This window comes from Ruegeria sp. AL2, assembly GCF_056540845.1.
The window spans coordinates 188,009-201,969 of record NZ_JBQFXM010000001.1; the positions used below are offsets into that span (position 1 = coordinate 188,009).

Consider the following 13,961-nt stretch of genomic DNA (forward strand, 5'->3'; position numbering starts at 1 on the left):
CCGATCCCGGTGATTTCGGGCGGGCGTTCTGGATGTATGCTGCCGGGGATTTTCAGAGCGATTGAGCGGAGGACCAAGCTCATGAGGATTTACCCCACGATGGAACTGCAGAACGGCCGGTGTGTCTCGCTGGACAAGGGTCGTCTGGAAGAAGCGATGATCTGGCACGTGAATCCGGTAGAAACCGCACGGAGCTGGGCAGAGGCGGGTGCCGAGTGGATGCACCTGACGGATTTCGACGCGATCGAGGGTAAGGATACCAACGCGCAGCTGGTCGAAGATATCCTTCGCAAGGCCGAGATTCCGGTGCAGTTGGCGGGTGGCATGCGCTCGCGCGAGCAGATTGAGCGCTGGATCGACAAGGGCGCGGGCCGCATCGTGGTTGGCACGCTTGCCGCGCGTGAACCAAACCAGGTCAAGGATCTGGCCAAGCTGCACCCTGACCAGATCGTGCTGTCAGTGGATGTCTGGCAAGGCCTTGTTATGACTGACGGCTGGCGCAGCCAAAGTGCGTTCACGCCCGAAGCCTTTATCGACGCATTCGGCGATACGCCCTTTGCCGCCATCGTGGTAACAGATATCGACAGCGACATCGAAGATGTCGAGGCAAAGCTTGGTCTGATCTCGCGATTGGCAAACCATTCGCGTACTCCGGTGATTGCCAGCGGTGTCGTGCGCACAGCAGACGATATCTCACGGCTGGCATACATCCCCAACATCTCGGGCGCGATTGTCGGGCGTGCGTTGTTCCGCAAGACACTGGACTTGGCCAAAGCACTTGAAACTGCCAAATCGGCCCACGAGCCGGTTGCGCAGTTTCAGTAAGCAACTCCGCCCTTTCGGCTGGACGCGCGAAAGGGCGGTTTTGACAAGCGCCGAATTTCTGGTTTCCTTGGGCATTCGGCGGCAGAACGCCGGGACGGAAAGAACCGTTGCTCTTGCCCCCGCACCCCGGGCCGGGGTATGAGCGGTTCTCATAAGAGGAAGCAGGCAAGAGGCACTTCATGCGCAGAGTCGTTGTAACCGGTCTTGGATTGGTCACTCCTTTGGCCAGCGGGGTCGAGGAAACCTGGTCGCGGCTGCTGGACGGAGAGTCCGGTGCGGGCCCAATCACGCATTTCGATGCAGAGGCAAGCGGGGTCGCAACGACCTACGCCTGCGAGGTGCCGCGCGGCGACGGAACCAACGGGACCTTCAATCCCGATGACTGGATGCCGCTGAAAGAGCAGCGCAAGATCGAAGACTTTATCCTGTATTCCATCGCGGCCGCCGAAATGGCCTGTAAGGATGCAGGCTGGCTGCCGGAAGACGAAGAATCGCGCCTGCGTACGGGTGTTCTGATCGGCTCGGGCATTGGTGGTCTGGGATCGATTGCCAATACCGCGAACCTGATCCGCGACAAGGGTCCGCGTCGGGTATCTCCGTTCTTTATTCCGGGCGCACTGATCAACCTGGCCTCGGGTCAGGTATCAATTCGCCATGGGTTCAAAGGGCCGAACCACTCGGTCGTGACCGCATGTTCAACCGGTGCGCACGCAATCGGCGACGCCAGCCGCATCATCCGGGCGGGTGACGCAGATGTCATGGTGGCAGGTGGTGGCGAGGGCTGCATCTGCGAGATCGGTATTGCCGGGTTCAACGCATGTAAGGCGCTGTCGACCAAATACGCAGATAATCCAAAGGCTGCCAGCCGACCCTATGACGTGGACCGTGACGGTTTCGTGATGGGCGAGGGCGCCGGCATCGTGGTTCTGGAAGATTACGAACACGCCAAGGCGCGTGGGGCTAAGATCTACGCCGAGGTTCTGGGCTATGGTATGTCGGGCGACGCCTATCACATCACTGCGCCGTCCGAGGATGGCGATGGGGCCGAACGTTCCATGAGAGCGGCGTTGCGCAGCGCCGGGCTGGAGCCGAAGGACCTGGATTACATCAACGCGCATGGCACCTCGACCATGGCGGACACGATCGAACTGGGTGCTGTCGAGCGCCTGTTGGGCGAGCATGCCGGGAATGCGACGATGAGTTCGACCAAGTCGGCAACCGGTCACTTGCTGGGTGCTGCGGGCGCGATTGAGGCAATATTCTCAATCCTGGCAATCCGCGATCAGGTCGCACCGCCAACAATTAACCTGGATAACCCGGCTGTTGAAACTCCGATTGATCTTGCCCCCAACGCCAAGCGCGAGCGTGAAATCAATGTGGCGCTGTCGAACTCGTTCGGGTTTGGTGGAACCAATGCCAGCGTGATCTTCGGAAAGGTCAATTAAATGTGGCGGGCCATCGCTTCGAATGCGCTGACCATCCTGGTGGTCGGCCTGTTTCTGGTGGGCGGTCTGATCCTGTGGGGACAGTCGCAGTACAAGGCCGAAGGCCCGCTTGAGACCGCGATTTGCCTTCAGGTCAAAAGCGGTTCGAACATGACACGTGTCAGTCGCGATCTGGAAGATCAGGGTGCCATTCGAAGTTCAATTCTGTTTCGAATGGCCGCTGACTATACCGATCAGGCGCAGCGGTTGAAAGCGGGCAGCTTTCTGGTGCGCGAAGGTGCGTCGATGGCGCAGATCATCGAAGAAATCACCAGCAGCGGCGCCAGCACTTGCGGGTCGGAAATCGAATACCGTATCGGTGTGACACGCACCCAAACCCGCGTGCGTGAACTGGATCCGGCAACACTGGATTTTGTCGAGATTGCTTCATTTGATGCGGCAGAGGAACAAACGCCTGAAGCCTATACCGAGAAACGCAACGAGGCTGATACGCGATATCGCGTGTCGCTTGCAGAAGGTGTGACCTCGTGGCAGGTGGTTGAAGCTCTGAAATCATTCGAAGCGCTGTCGGGTGAGGTGACCGAGATCCCGGCTGAGGGCATGTTGGCCCCGGACAGTTACGATGTTGTGGCCGGACAGGATCGCAATGCGATTTTGCAAGCCATGCAGGACAAGCAACAACTGCGGATCAACGCGGTTTGGGAAAGCCGTCAAGGCGGGTTGCCGCTGGACACTCCTGAAGAGATGCTGATCCTTGCGTCTATCATCGAAAAGGAAACCGGTGTTCCGGAGGAACGCGGCCAGGTCGCCAGTGTGTTCGTGAACCGCCTGAAACAAGGGATGCGGTTGCAAACCGATCCGACCGTCATCTATGGCGTGACAAAGGGGCAGGGCACATTGGGTCGCGGGTTGCGGCGCAGCGAATTGAACCGTCCAACACCGTGGAACACCTATCAGATCGACGGGCTGCCTCCGACGCCGATTGCAAATCCAGGTCTGGCGAGCCTGGAAGCAGCGGTTGCGCCGGATGACACCAACTATGTGTTCTTCGTCGCTGACGGCTCGGGCGGGCATGCGTTTGCAGAAACCCTGCAGGAGCACAATCGCAACGTTGCCAAATGGCGCGAAATTGAAGAACAGCAGAGCTCGGGGAATTAAGCCGGGCGGATTGCTGGTTTTGTTAACAAAATACGCCGACGCCGGTATAAAAACTGGCGTCGGCGTTTTCTTTGGCAGGCTCTTCAGTTCTTAGGCGGCTGAGCGTCTTTTGTTGGGACGGCGCCGTCTGGAGTTGGAAGGTTTCCCATCGCCGTTGGCCGGCTTGGGCTTGAACCCGCGACGGCGGTTGTTTTGACGACGTGCAGGTTGCTGAACCTCGACCCCTTCCGGCATGGTGCCGCTTGTGACAGGGATTTCAATTTTCATCAGCTTCTGGATCTGACGCAACAGGTCGACTTCTTCCGGTGCACAGAACGCGATCGCTTCCCCTCCGCGCCCGGCACGGGCGGTGCGCCCGATACGGTGGACGTAATTGTCGGGCACGTCGGGTAGGTCGAAGTTGATGACATAGGCGACGCCGGGGATGTCGATGCCACGCGCGGCAACGTCGGTGGCCACCAGTATGTTCACCTCACCAGCGCGGAAGGCATTGATGGCCCGGTCACGCTGGCCCTGGCTTTTGTTCCCGTGAATGGACGCCGCGTTAAAGCCGTCGTCCACCAGCCCTTTCATCAGCCGTTCAGCGCCGTGTTTTGTGCGGGTGAAGACCAGTGTCAGCGCATCCGCGTCCTGCGACAGGATTTCGCGCAACTTAGACGGTTTTCCGGGTTTCGAAACAAAGTGAAGGGACTGGGTGATCTTGTCAGCGGCCTTGCCCGGGGGCGAAACCTGCACCCGCTGCGGATTGTTCAGATAGGCACGGCTGAGCTCCTCCATCTGTTTCGGCATTGTGGCCGAGAACAGCATGGTCTGGCGGGGCGTGCCCAGTGCAGGCGCGATGCGACGCAGAGCGTGAATGAAGCCCAGGTCAAGCATCTGATCTGCTTCGTCCAATACCAGATGGCGCACCGAACCAAGGTCAACAGCGCCCCGTTCCATCAAGTCAATCAGGCGGCCCGGAGTGGCGACCAGAATATCGGTGCCGCGTGCGAGGAACATCACTTGTTTGTTGATCGACTGGCCACCAACAACTGTAGCGACCCGCAGCTTTGTTCCTTTGGTGAGGGTGCGCAAACTGTCGGCGATCTGGTTCACGAGCTCGCGGGTGGGGGCGAGGATCAGTGATTTGGCTGTTTTGGGATCGGGCTTGCCGGGCTGCGCCAGCAGGTGGTCGATCAGGGGCAGGCCAAAGGCCAGTGTCTTGCCGGTGCCGGTTTGGGCCAGCCCGAGGATGTCATGCCCGTTCAGGGCCAGCGGAATGGCCTGGTTCTGAATCGGGGTGGGTTGAGTGAAATTGGCGCGTTTCAACGCGTCGTTCAGCGTCGGCGCGAGGCCGAGCATATCGAAGTCGAACAAAAAATTATCCTTTACAGCCCGCAGATTAAACCCCACGAGCAGGTGGTGACTGGCCACATTCATGTGACCGGCAGGGTTGTGCGAGACCTCGGGATGCGCGAGCGAATCCAGCGCCATCCGGCCATCGCGTAAAGAACCCTGCGTGAAGGGGAACCGGGAGTAATGTGCTGGCGCTGAGGGGCCTGAAGCCCGACGATGCTCACGCGGTGGCGCCGTGATTAAGGGCACATGAGGGTTTCGGGAGGGAATGTCAAGGACTGGTTTTGCCGCGGGCAGGTTGCGCGCAGGACCTTGACGCGTCGAAATCGGGTGATGCGGGCGATTTTGAGCGCGATTTCGGAAAATGTCAGGTTTGTACACGCGTCAAGGTGGGGAGTGTGCAATTTGTACACGCTGAAAGCGGCACGGGGGTAACCCTGTGTTAATCCCTCTGGTCGGTGAGGCGGTCAGGGCTTGGAAGGCTAAAGGGCGGGGCGGCGTTTTGGCCGAGGGTTACCATGGCCGGAAATTCACTGTCCGTTAACCCGCACCGTACGATCCCTGTTGCGCGCCTGTTGCGTAAATCCTTGACTTTACGCGCTTTATCCCGTATTGGATGTGTCATGCTAGAAGAAGTGGGCGAACGGCCTCGGGGCGACCCGGTGGCCGTTTTTTCGTTTCTCTCGTGCGGAGAACACTCACGCATGAGGTCACAGGCAAACATGACTTTGATTACCCCGGAAGAGCGGATTTCCCAGACGGCTGAACTGTTGCAGTCCCTGGAAAGGTCCATTCGCGATCTGCGGCAAGCGGCAGAAGACCTGCGCAAACAGATCGGTGCCGGGGAGGATGCAGATCTTGCTGGTTCAGCCAAGCAACTCGGTCAGCTGGAGGGGCTGATCCGAAGTTGCCAGAAAGTGGAGACAAGCTTTGTCGAACAACATTACAGACAAGCCGGAATTGCCCAAGGGGGCTATGCGCTCGACCTTGAGCGGGCCCGATTTGAGATCGGGTGCAGGCTGGCTCGCCTCCGCCGATGCTGCGGTGCGGGAGAGATTTCTGAGTGAGATCGGGGAGGGGGGGCTGTGTGCCCTCCCTTTCCTGTTTGAATTCTGGGCGCTGCCGCATCAATTGCCGCCCGAGGGCGACTGGCGGTCCTGGGTGATCATGGGCGGGCGTGGCGCGGGCAAAACGCGGGCAGGGGCCGAATGGGTGCGATCGATGGTCGAGGGTCCGAAACCGCTGGACAAGGGCGAGGCGTGCCGCGTGGCGCTGGTGGGTGAAACATTCGATCAGGTGCGCGACGTGATGATCTTTGGCGATAGCGGGATATTGCAATGCTCGCCCCCGGATCGGCGGCCCACGTGGAAGGCATCGGAACGCAAGCTTATCTGGCCCAACGGGGCCGAGGCACAGGCGTTTTCAGCGCATGATCCCGAAGGGTTGCGCGGGCCGCAATTTGATGCGGCCTGGGTGGATGAGCTGGCCAAGTGGAAGAAGGCGGGTGAGACCTGGGACATGCTGCAATTTGCGCTGCGCTTGGGCGAGCGGCCTCGGGTTTGCGTGACCACAACGCCGCGCAATGTGAAGGTTTTGAAGGAGTTGCTGGCGTCGTCGTCCACCGTGCAGACCCATGCGCCGACCGAAGCGAACCGGGCCAATCTGGCGGCGTCGTTTCTGGAAGAAGTGCGCGCGCGCTATGCGGGTACTCGGCTGGGGCGGCAGGAGCTGGACGGGGTGCTGCTGTCAGACGCGGAAGGAGCGCTGTGGACGGGTTCGATGCTGGAGGCGGCGCGCTGTGCGCAGGTGCCCGAATTGGATCGCATCGTGGTGGCGCTGGACCCGGCGGTGACATCCGGGTCAGGAGCGGATGCCTGCGGGATCGTGGTGGTTGGCGCGCAAGTGCAAGGCCCGCCTGAGGCGTGGCGGGCGTTCGTGCTGGCTGACCGGACGGTGCAGGGTGTTGGCCCGGCGGGCTGGGCGCAGGCGGCGATTGACGCGATGGATGAGTTCGGGGCCGAACGGCTGGTGGCCGAGGTCAATCAGGGCGGGCAACTGGTGGAAGAGGTCGTGCGGCAGGTGGACCCTCTGGTCCCATATCGCGCGGTGCGGGCGTCACGCGGCAAGGTCGCGCGGGCCGAGCCTGTGGCGGCGCTGTACGAACAGGGGCGGGTGCGCCATGTGGCCGGGTTGGACGCGTTGGAGGAGCAGATGTGCCAGATGACCGCGCGCGGGTTTGAAGGGCAGGGCTCGCCCGACCGCGTCGATGCGCTGGTCTGGGCTCTGCATGAGTTGGTTGTGGGGCCTGCGGGGGTGTATCGGCGACCTAGGGTGCGGGCGTTGTGAGAGGTTGTTCAAACGATCATACAAATTTCCTCTTTTGGGGGAGGCAAAAGGTAATCTCACCGCTGAGACAACAGCTTTTCTCGCAATCGGATTCGGTGAATCTGCGCACATCGGTTATACTTCAGTTTGGACTTGGGGGAGAGGATAGATGTCAGACGCTTATTCGTATGCCTGTAGAGATTGTGAGGGAATGGAAGCTTGTCCAGCGAGCATGGTGGCGGAATCCAAGGAAGAAGTTTGGAAGCTCATGGAACTTCACGCGCAGATTGCGCACGATGAAAATCCAGACGATTGGGATGGCGCAACCCGGGACTATTTGGCAACTTTGATCAAGCCAGTCAGTGTCTTTCAGAGTTGATTTAACGGCAGCCCGTGTAGCTGCAACTTCGTTCATCGCAAATACTGTTATTAAGCGGCGGTTCCGGTGCAATCGGTTAAAGAGCTAAGCCGTTGCGCACCCCCCGTACGCCCCATTCCCAAGCCCTAAACTTCTTTCCGTCATAACTCCTTTCAACAAGCCGGGCAGAGCGGCGGCAGAAAGGAGCACAGATGGTATTCGATTTCTTGCGTCGTGGATCGGCTGGGAGCGCGCCCGAGGCGAAGGCGAGCGCGACCGGGCCTGTGGTGGCATGGCAGACCGGCGGGCGCGTGGCGTGGAGCCCGCGGGACACGGTGTCGCTGACACGGACGGGGTTTTCGGGCAATCCGGTGGGGTTTCGGTCAGTCAAGCTGATTGCTGAATCGGCGGCGGCTCTGCCCTTGATTTTGCAGGGTCAGGGGCAGCGTTTCGATGCGCATCCGATCCTGGCCCTGTTGCGGCGCCCGAATGCGGCGCAGGGGCGGGCAGAGATGCTGGAGGCCCTGTTCGGGCAGCTGCTGCTGTCGGGCAATGCTTATGTCGAGGCGGTGCAGGCCGAGGACGGGCTGCCGGTTGAGCTTCATGTTCTGCGCTCGGACCGGATGAGCGTTATGCCGGGGGCGGATGGGTGGCCCAAGGCTTATGATTACAGCGTCGGCGGCAAGACGCACCGGTTCTCGGCCGAGGCCATCTGCCATATCAAGACGTTCCACCCGCAGGATGATCATTACGGGTTCTCGCCGATGCAGGCGGCGGCGACGGCGATTGATGTGCATAACAGCGCCTCGCGGTGGTCGAAATCGCTGCTGGACAATGCAGCGCGGCCCTCGGGGGCGCTGGTGTGGAAGGGCGGTGATGGGCACGGAATGATGGCCGAGGAGCAGTTCCGCCGCCTGTCCGACGAGATCGAGCAGAACTATCGCGGGGCGCGCAATGCCGGCCGTCCGATGGTTCTGGAGGGGGGGCTGGATTGGAAGCCGATGGGCTTTTCCCCCTCGGATATGGAGTTTCAGAAGACCAAGGAAGCCGCCGCCCGCGAGATCGCGCTGGCCTTTGGGGTCCCGCCGATGCTGCTGGGGATACAGGGCGACGCGACCTATTCGAACTATCAGGAGGCCAACCGGGCGTTTTACCGCCTGACCGTGCTGCCCCTGGTGACGCGGGTGGCGGCAGCGGTGTCGGAGTGGCTGACGGGCTTTACCGGCGAGGATCTGATGCTGAAGCCCGATCTGGATCAAGTAACGGCCCTGTCCGCAGAGCGGGATGCGCAATGGGCGCGGGTCAATCGGGCGGAATTCCTGAGCGATGTGGAAAAACGCAGGTTGCTGGGGCTGCCGGAGCGTGCCGATGGCTGAGGGGTATCCGCCGTTCGAATGCGCGCCGGGGCTACGTCTGGCCGCGCATGAGCGGGTGGCCGAGATCCAGCACGCGCATCTGTGCAGGCGGCTGGATCAGATCGAAGAGATGATGGAGCGGCTGGAGAAACGGCTGTGGCTGACGGTCTATGGTGTGGCCGCAGTGATCCTGGCGCAGGTGTTTCAGTCTTTCTTGGTGGTAACGACATAAGTTCAGTGGGTTACATGGAGAAGTTCATGGATTTGGAGCATAAGTTCGCAGGGTTCGGTGACATCCTGTCGGTGACCGAGGATGCGATGATCGAAGGCTATGCCAGCCTGTTCGGGCAAGTCGATCATGGCAGTGACATGGTGCAGCGCGGGGCCTATCGCGCCTCGCTTGAGGGGCTCGCCAAGGCGGGTCAGCGGGTCAAGATGCTGTGGCAGCACGACCCGGCGCAACCCATAGGCGTCTGGGACGAGGTACGCGAGGACGACAAGGGCCTGTGGGTCAAGGGACGTCTGCTGGAAAGCACCCAGAAAGGCCGCGAAGCGGCCGAGCTGATCCGCGCGGGTGCGATGGATGGCCTGTCGATCGGCTATCGCACCAAACGGGCCGTGAAGAATGACAAGGGCCAGCGGGTCCTGACGGAACTGGAGCTTTGGGAGGTGTCGCTGGTGACCTTCCCGATGCTGCCCAGTGCGCGGGTGGCGGCAAAGGGGAGCGACCCCGATGCCGAGAATACCTGGCGCAGTATTGCCGAGGTGTTCAACGACGCCCGGCAGGAGCTGGCGCGGACCTAGCGCGCCTCAAACCCACCCAAAAACAGGACATGCTGATGAGCAAGACCGAGATCCCGGCCTTGACCGGAGAGGGTGCGCCCCTGGTTCAGGAGGTGAAGCAGGCGATGGCTGGCTTCGTGAATGAATTCAAGGGCCTGAAGGCTGAAGTTAAAACAAAACTGCAACAGACAGAAGAGCGACTGACCATGCTGGATCGTAAATCAACCATCGCGGCGCGCCCGCATCTTGCGGCCTCGACCCTGGACGGTGCACCGCACCAGAAGGCGTTCGACGCCTATGTACGCTCGGGCGAGGATGACGGGCTGCGCGGGCTGGAGATGGAGAGCAAATCGCTGTCCACCGCCGTCAACAGCGATGGCGGGTATCTGGTCGATCCGCAGACCGCCGAGACGATCAAGTCGGTTCTGAACGCAACCGCGTCGATCCGCTCGATTGCGTCGGTGGTGAATGTCGAGGCGAATTCGTTCGATGTGCTGATCGACCATACCGATGTCGGTGCCGGCTGGGCCGATGAGAATTCGTCCACTTCCGAAACCGGAACCCCGTCGATCGACCGCATCTCGATCCCACTGCACGAGTTGAGCGCGCTGCCCAAAGCCTCGCAACGTTTGCTGGATGACAGCGCGTTCGATGTCGAGGGCTGGCTGGCCGGTCGGATTGCCGACAAGTTCGCCCGTGCCGAGGCGGCGGCCTTTATCGCGGGTGACGGTGTGGACAAACCCAAAGGTCTGATGATCCACCGCGCGGTATCCGACGACACCTGGTCCTGGGGCAGCCTGGGGTATGTTGCCACCGGCATCGATGGCGGTGTCGACGCGGATGCGATTGTCGATGTGGTTTATGCGCTGGGCGCGCAATACCGGGTCAATGGCACATTCGTCATGAACTCGAAAACGGCGGGTGTGATCCGCAAGCTGAAGGACAGCGATGGCCGTTTCCTGTGGTCGGACGGTCTGGCCGCTGGTGAGCCCGCGCGCCTGATGGGCTATCCGGTACTGATTGCCGAGGACATGCCGGATGCGGCCTCGGACAGCTTCTCGATCGCGTTTGGCGACTTCAAATCCGGTTACACCATCGCCGAACGCCCCGATCTGCGCGTGCTGCGCGACCCGTTCAGCGCCAAGCCGCATGTCCTGTTCTATGCGACCAAACGCGTGGGCGGTGATGTGAGCGACTTTGCAGCCATCAAGCTGGTGAAATTCGGCATAGCATAGGCGGTGGCGAATCCGGGGGGCCATCAGCCCCTCGGGCGGCGGGCACGGGCCGGGGTGAGATCCCCCGCGTTGTCTAGCTGCTCCCCTCCGTCCGAGCAACGTGGGGCGGCGCGTGCCCGTCATTTTCCTGACTGAGGCCCCCGGTGGGGTCCGAGATTGCGGAGTGAATGGATGATGTTGATCGAAGAAACCGCCATCGCGGATGCGGCGCTGCCGGTGGATCAGTTCAAGGCGCATCTGCGGCTGGGCAGGGGCTTTGCCGAGGATGACGTTCAGAACGAGGTGCTGAAGGGGTTCCTGCGGGCGGCCATGGCCGCGATTGAGGCGCGCACCGGCAAGGTTCTGATCGAGCGCGACTTTTCATGGAGCCTGAGCGGTTGGCGCGATCCGTCGGGCGAGGTTTTGCCGGTTGCTCCGGTGACATCGGTGCTGTCCGTGACGCTGACCGATGCGGCAGGTACTGAAACCGTTGCGGATGCGGCGGTGTATCGGCTGGAACGCGATGGCCAGCGCCCGCGGTTGCGGCCGGTCGGGTTGGTCCTGCCTGCGATTGCAACGGGGGGTGCGGTGAAGATCGCCTTCACGGCCGGGATGGCCACGGACTGGGCCGGTTTGCCTGCCGATCTGGGCCAGGCGGTACTGTTACTGGCGGCGCATTATTACGAATACCGGGACGAGACCGCGCTGGGCGCGGGGTGCATGCCGTTTGGTGTCACCAGCCTGATCCAGCGCTATCGGATGGTGCGCTTTGGTGCGGGGGTGGTGCAATGAACACCCCGCGTCTGAACCGCAAGCTGGTGCTTGAGGCCCCGATGTGCAGCGCTGACGGGTCCGGGGGATATACCGAGGCTTGGGCCGCGCTGGGAACGCTGTGGGCCGAGGTCACGGCGCGCAGTGGTGCGGAACGGCAGATCGCTGGCGTTTCCGTCTCGCGCGTGGGGTATCGCATCGTGGTGCGGGGCGCCCCCGAAGGGTCGACCATGCGCCCGGCGCCGGATCAGCGGTTTCGCGAGGGCAATCGCCGTTTCGTCATCCGCGCCGTGGCAGAGCGTGACGCGCGCGGCCAGTACCTGACCTGTTTCGCGGATGAAGAGGTGGCGGCATGAGCTATGGCGTATCAGCCGCCCTGCAGGCGGCGGTGTTTCAGCACCTGACCGCGGATGCGGATGTCAGCGGCCAGTCCGGCGGCGCGATCTATGACGCGGTGCCCACGGGAACGGTTCCGCAGACCTATGCGACATTGGGCCCGGAAGAGGTCCGCGACGCCTCGGACCGGTCGAGCGCGGGTGCGATCCACCGCTTTACGGTTTCGGTGGTGTCCGAAGCCGCCGGGTTTGGCGCGGCAAAGACGCTGGCCGGGGCGGTGTGTGACGCGCTGGACAATGCGCCGCTGGTTCTGAGCCGCGGGCATCTGGTCGGGCTGTGGTTCGAGCGCGCCTCGGCCCGGCGAACCGGGACAGGCGGCAGCATCCGCCAGATCGACCTGAGATTCCGCGCCCGCGTGGAAGACGACTAAGCAATCAACGGAGAGAGCACATGGCTGCCCAGAACGGAAAAGACCTTTTGGTCAAAGTGGATATGAACGGCACGGGCCTGTTCCAGACCATTGCGGGCCTGCGGGCCACGCGGATCAGTTTCAACGCCGAAAGCGTGGACGTCACCAGCCTGGAAAGTCAGGGGGGTTGGCGCGAGCTGTTGTCGGGGGCGGGGGTCAAATCGGCCTCGATTTCCGGCTCGGGCGTGTTAAAGGATGCAGGTACGGACGAACGTGCGCGGTAGCTGTTTTTTGACGGCGAGACCCCGGCGTTTCAGGTGATCATCCCCGATTTCGGCATTGTCGAGGGGGCGTTTCAGGTGACGGGCATCGAGTATGCGGGCTCACACAACGGTGAGGCGACCTATGAGATGAGCATGGCAAGCGCCGGTGCGCTGAGCTTTACGGCGCTGTAATCGCATGGCCAATCCGTGGACGGGCGAGGTGGCACTGACCATCGATGGAGAGCGGCGGGTGCTCAAGCTGACGCTGGGCGCTTTGGCGGAACTGGAGCAGGAGCTGAACACCGGATCCATGGTCGAGCTGGTGCAGCGGTTTGAGGGTGGCGCGTATTCCAGCGGTGACGTGCTGGCGCTGATCGTTGCCGGATTGCGGGGCGGAGGCCGGAATGCCACCCGCGCCGACCTGTTTCATGCCGAGATCGAGGGCGGCCCGATGGCTGCGGCCAAAGCGGCGGCCGAACTGCTGGCCCGTGCCTTCATGGTGCCGGAAACGACATGAGCGGGTTCGACTGGCCCGCCCTGATGCGGGCCGGGTTTCTGGGGCTGCGGCTGACGCCGGAGCAGTTCTGGCGTCTGACCCCGGCGGAACTGCGGCTGATGCTGGGGCAGGGCGCCGGGATGCCCGCGATGAACCGGGCAGGCCTTGACGCGCTGCTGGCCGCCTTCCCGGACAAGCAACAAGGAGAGCGTGATGACGGATCGTGACGGGTTTGACGACTTGCAGGAACGGGGCGCAGCGCTGGGCGATGCCCTGGGTGATGCTGCGACGATGGCCGCGGCGTTTGACAGCCAGATGAAGCGGATCAGCGCCGCGTTCGAGGAAACCGGCAAGGAGGTCGCCACGCTGGAGCGGGGCATGTCCAGCGGTTTGCGCAAGGCCTTTGATGGTGTGGTTCTGGACGGGATGAGCCTGTCAGGCGCGCTGGATGTGCTGAAGAACTCGTTGATCCAAACGGCTTATGCAGCAGCGATCAAGCCGGTGACGGATCATTTTGGCGGATTGCTGGCAAACTCGGTCGGCGGGTTGGTGCAGGGTCTTCTGCCCTTTGCCGATGGCGGCAGTTTCAGCCAGGGCCGGGTGATGCCGTTTGCCAATGGCGGCGTGGTCAGCAGCCCGACGATGTTTCCGTTGCGGGGCGGCACCGGGCTGATGGGCGAGGCCGGCCCCGAGGCGATCATGCCGCTGGCGCGCGGCGCGGACGGCAAGCTGGGCGTGCGCACGCAGGGCGGCGGGCGTTCGGTGAATGTGGTGATGAACATCACGACCCCGGATGTGCAAGGGTTCCGCCGCTCGCAGGGACAGATTGCAGCACAGATGAGCCGTGCCCTGGGGCGCGGCAATCGCAACAGGTAAATCAGGGAGCAG

17 protein-coding genes and 1 pseudogene are annotated in these 13,961 nt (G+C 62.1%); 17 read left to right on the forward strand and 1 reads right to left on the reverse strand.

The window, feature by feature from the left end; translation table 11 throughout:
• The first annotated feature begins 81 nt into the window (after positions 1–81).
• From ACR0ID_RS00940 to mltG, 3 genes are all read left to right on the forward strand, one after another.
• Positions 82–825, forward strand: coding sequence for a 1-(5-phosphoribosyl)-5-[(5-phosphoribosylamino)methylideneamino]imidazole-4-carboxamide isomerase (locus tag ACR0ID_RS00940; RefSeq protein ID WP_480603244.1), 744 nt, complete (start codon positions 82–84; stop codon positions 823–825).
• Between the two features lie 179 nt (positions 826–1,004).
• On the forward strand, positions 1,005–2,270 hold the full coding sequence (gene fabF / locus ACR0ID_RS00945; RefSeq protein WP_480473383.1) for a beta-ketoacyl-ACP synthase II: 1,266 nt from the start codon (positions 1,005–1,007) through the stop codon (positions 2,268–2,270).
• The gene (gene mltG / locus ACR0ID_RS00950) at positions 2,271–3,428 is read left to right on the forward strand and encodes an endolytic transglycosylase MltG (protein WP_480517470.1); all 1,158 of its coding nucleotides are present in this window, start codon (positions 2,271–2,273) and stop codon (positions 3,426–3,428) included. It abuts the gene before it with no gap.
• Positions 3,429–3,518: 90 nt separating this feature from the next.
• Here the strand turns inward: mltG and ACR0ID_RS00955 are convergent, their stop codons facing one another.
• Positions 3,519–4,784, reverse strand: coding sequence for a DEAD/DEAH box helicase (locus ACR0ID_RS00955; RefSeq protein WP_480603857.1), 1,266 nt, complete (start codon positions 4,782–4,784; stop codon positions 3,519–3,521).
• A gap of 701 nt (positions 4,785–5,485) precedes the next feature.
• Between ACR0ID_RS00955 and ACR0ID_RS00960 the strand changes: the two genes are divergently transcribed.
• The 14 genes and pseudogenes from ACR0ID_RS00960 (at position 5,486) to ACR0ID_RS01025 (ending at position 13,949) form a co-directional block, all read left to right on the forward strand.
• Positions 5,486–5,830, forward strand: coding sequence for a hypothetical protein (locus ACR0ID_RS00960; protein WP_267366896.1), 345 nt, complete (start codon positions 5,486–5,488; stop codon positions 5,828–5,830).
• Complete coding sequence (locus tag ACR0ID_RS00965) at positions 5,739–7,109, forward strand: DNA-packaging protein (RefSeq protein WP_480603245.1); 1,371 nt, start codon at positions 5,739–5,741, stop codon at positions 7,107–7,109. Before ACR0ID_RS00960 ends, ACR0ID_RS00965 begins: the two co-directional genes overlap by 92 nt.
• A gap of 148 nt (positions 7,110–7,257) precedes the next feature.
• The gene (locus tag ACR0ID_RS00970) at positions 7,258–7,467 is read left to right on the forward strand and encodes a DUF1059 domain-containing protein (RefSeq protein WP_480553782.1); all 210 of its coding nucleotides are present in this window, start codon (positions 7,258–7,260) and stop codon (positions 7,465–7,467) included.
• Positions 7,468–7,658: 191 nt separating this feature from the next.
• Complete coding sequence (locus ACR0ID_RS00975; protein WP_480517464.1) at positions 7,659–8,822, forward strand: phage portal protein; 1,164 nt, start codon at positions 7,659–7,661, stop codon at positions 8,820–8,822.
• Positions 8,815–9,033, forward strand: a complete 219-nt coding sequence (locus ACR0ID_RS00980; protein WP_480603248.1) for a GTA head formation protein, RCAP_rcc01685 family — start codon at positions 8,815–8,817, stop codon at positions 9,031–9,033. The genes ACR0ID_RS00975 and ACR0ID_RS00980 overlap by 8 nt, the downstream gene beginning before the upstream one ends.
• Positions 9,034–9,047: 14 nt before the next feature.
• The gene (locus ACR0ID_RS00985; protein WP_480517462.1) at positions 9,048–9,605 is read left to right on the forward strand and encodes an HK97 family phage prohead protease; all 558 of its coding nucleotides are present in this window, start codon (positions 9,048–9,050) and stop codon (positions 9,603–9,605) included.
• Positions 9,606–9,640: 35 nt separating this feature from the next.
• Positions 9,641–10,819 carry a phage major capsid protein gene (locus ACR0ID_RS00990; RefSeq protein WP_480517460.1) on the forward strand — a complete coding sequence of 393 codons (1,179 nt, stop codon included), beginning with the start codon at positions 9,641–9,643 and terminating at the stop codon, positions 10,817–10,819.
• Positions 10,820–10,990: 171 nt separating this feature from the next.
• On the forward strand, positions 10,991–11,590 hold the full coding sequence (locus ACR0ID_RS00995) for a head-tail connector protein (protein ID WP_480603249.1): 600 nt from the start codon (positions 10,991–10,993) through the stop codon (positions 11,588–11,590).
• On the forward strand, positions 11,587–11,925 hold the full coding sequence (locus ACR0ID_RS01000; protein WP_480603250.1) for a phage head closure protein: 339 nt from the start codon (positions 11,587–11,589) through the stop codon (positions 11,923–11,925). The genes ACR0ID_RS00995 and ACR0ID_RS01000 overlap by 4 nt, the downstream gene beginning before the upstream one ends.
• Positions 11,922–12,335, forward strand: a complete 414-nt coding sequence (locus tag ACR0ID_RS01005; RefSeq protein ID WP_480603252.1) for a DUF3168 domain-containing protein — start codon at positions 11,922–11,924, stop codon at positions 12,333–12,335. Before ACR0ID_RS01000 ends, ACR0ID_RS01005 begins: the two co-directional genes overlap by 4 nt.
• A 20-nt stretch (positions 12,336–12,355) precedes the next feature.
• Positions 12,356–12,769 (forward strand): annotated as a pseudogene (locus tag ACR0ID_RS01010) (phage major tail protein, TP901-1 family).
• A 4-nt stretch (positions 12,770–12,773) separates the two neighbouring features.
• The gene (locus tag ACR0ID_RS01015) at positions 12,774–13,094 is read left to right on the forward strand and encodes a gene transfer agent family protein (RefSeq protein ID WP_480517452.1); all 321 of its coding nucleotides are present in this window, start codon (positions 12,774–12,776) and stop codon (positions 13,092–13,094) included.
• The gene (locus tag ACR0ID_RS01020; RefSeq protein WP_480492981.1) at positions 13,091–13,300 is read left to right on the forward strand and encodes a rcc01693 family protein; all 210 of its coding nucleotides are present in this window, start codon (positions 13,091–13,093) and stop codon (positions 13,298–13,300) included. Before ACR0ID_RS01015 ends, ACR0ID_RS01020 begins: the two co-directional genes overlap by 4 nt.
• Positions 13,287–13,949, forward strand: coding sequence for a phage tail tape measure protein (locus tag ACR0ID_RS01025; protein ID WP_480603254.1), 663 nt, complete (start codon positions 13,287–13,289; stop codon positions 13,947–13,949). The genes ACR0ID_RS01020 and ACR0ID_RS01025 overlap by 14 nt, the downstream gene beginning before the upstream one ends.
• The last annotated feature ends 12 nt before the right edge of the window (positions 13,950–13,961 follow it).

Bases quoted from the DNA above. Each gene is read 5' to 3' on its own strand.
- ACR0ID_RS00940 (WP_480603244.1), top strand. From the start codon at position 82: ATGAGGATTTACCCCACGATGGAACTGCAGAACGGCCGGTGTGTCTCG.
- fabF (WP_480473383.1), top strand. From the start codon at position 1,005: ATGCGCAGAGTCGTTGTAACCGGTCTTGGATTGGTCACTCCTTTGGCC.
- mltG (WP_480517470.1), top strand. From the start codon at position 2,271: ATGTGGCGGGCCATCGCTTCGAATGCGCTGACCATCCTGGTGGTCGGC.
- ACR0ID_RS00960 (WP_267366896.1), top strand. From the start codon at position 5,486: ATGACTTTGATTACCCCGGAAGAGCGGATTTCCCAGACGGCTGAACTG.
- ACR0ID_RS00965 (WP_480603245.1), top strand. From the start codon at position 5,739: ATGCGCTCGACCTTGAGCGGGCCCGATTTGAGATCGGGTGCAGGCTGG.
- ACR0ID_RS00970 (WP_480553782.1), top strand. From the start codon at position 7,258: ATGTCAGACGCTTATTCGTATGCCTGTAGAGATTGTGAGGGAATGGAA.
- ACR0ID_RS00975 (WP_480517464.1), top strand. From the start codon at position 7,659: ATGGTATTCGATTTCTTGCGTCGTGGATCGGCTGGGAGCGCGCCCGAG.
- ACR0ID_RS00980 (WP_480603248.1), top strand. From the start codon at position 8,815: ATGGCTGAGGGGTATCCGCCGTTCGAATGCGCGCCGGGGCTACGTCTG.
- ACR0ID_RS00985 (WP_480517462.1), top strand. From the start codon at position 9,048: ATGGAGAAGTTCATGGATTTGGAGCATAAGTTCGCAGGGTTCGGTGAC.
- ACR0ID_RS00990 (WP_480517460.1), top strand. From the start codon at position 9,641: ATGAGCAAGACCGAGATCCCGGCCTTGACCGGAGAGGGTGCGCCCCTG.
- ACR0ID_RS00995 (WP_480603249.1), top strand. From the start codon at position 10,991: ATGATGTTGATCGAAGAAACCGCCATCGCGGATGCGGCGCTGCCGGTG.
- ACR0ID_RS01000 (WP_480603250.1), top strand. From the start codon at position 11,587: ATGAACACCCCGCGTCTGAACCGCAAGCTGGTGCTTGAGGCCCCGATG.
- ACR0ID_RS01005 (WP_480603252.1), top strand. From the start codon at position 11,922: ATGAGCTATGGCGTATCAGCCGCCCTGCAGGCGGCGGTGTTTCAGCAC.
- ACR0ID_RS01015 (WP_480517452.1), top strand. From the start codon at position 12,774: ATGGCCAATCCGTGGACGGGCGAGGTGGCACTGACCATCGATGGAGAG.
- ACR0ID_RS01020 (WP_480492981.1), top strand. From the start codon at position 13,091: ATGAGCGGGTTCGACTGGCCCGCCCTGATGCGGGCCGGGTTTCTGGGG.
- ACR0ID_RS01025 (WP_480603254.1), top strand. From the start codon at position 13,287: ATGACGGATCGTGACGGGTTTGACGACTTGCAGGAACGGGGCGCAGCG.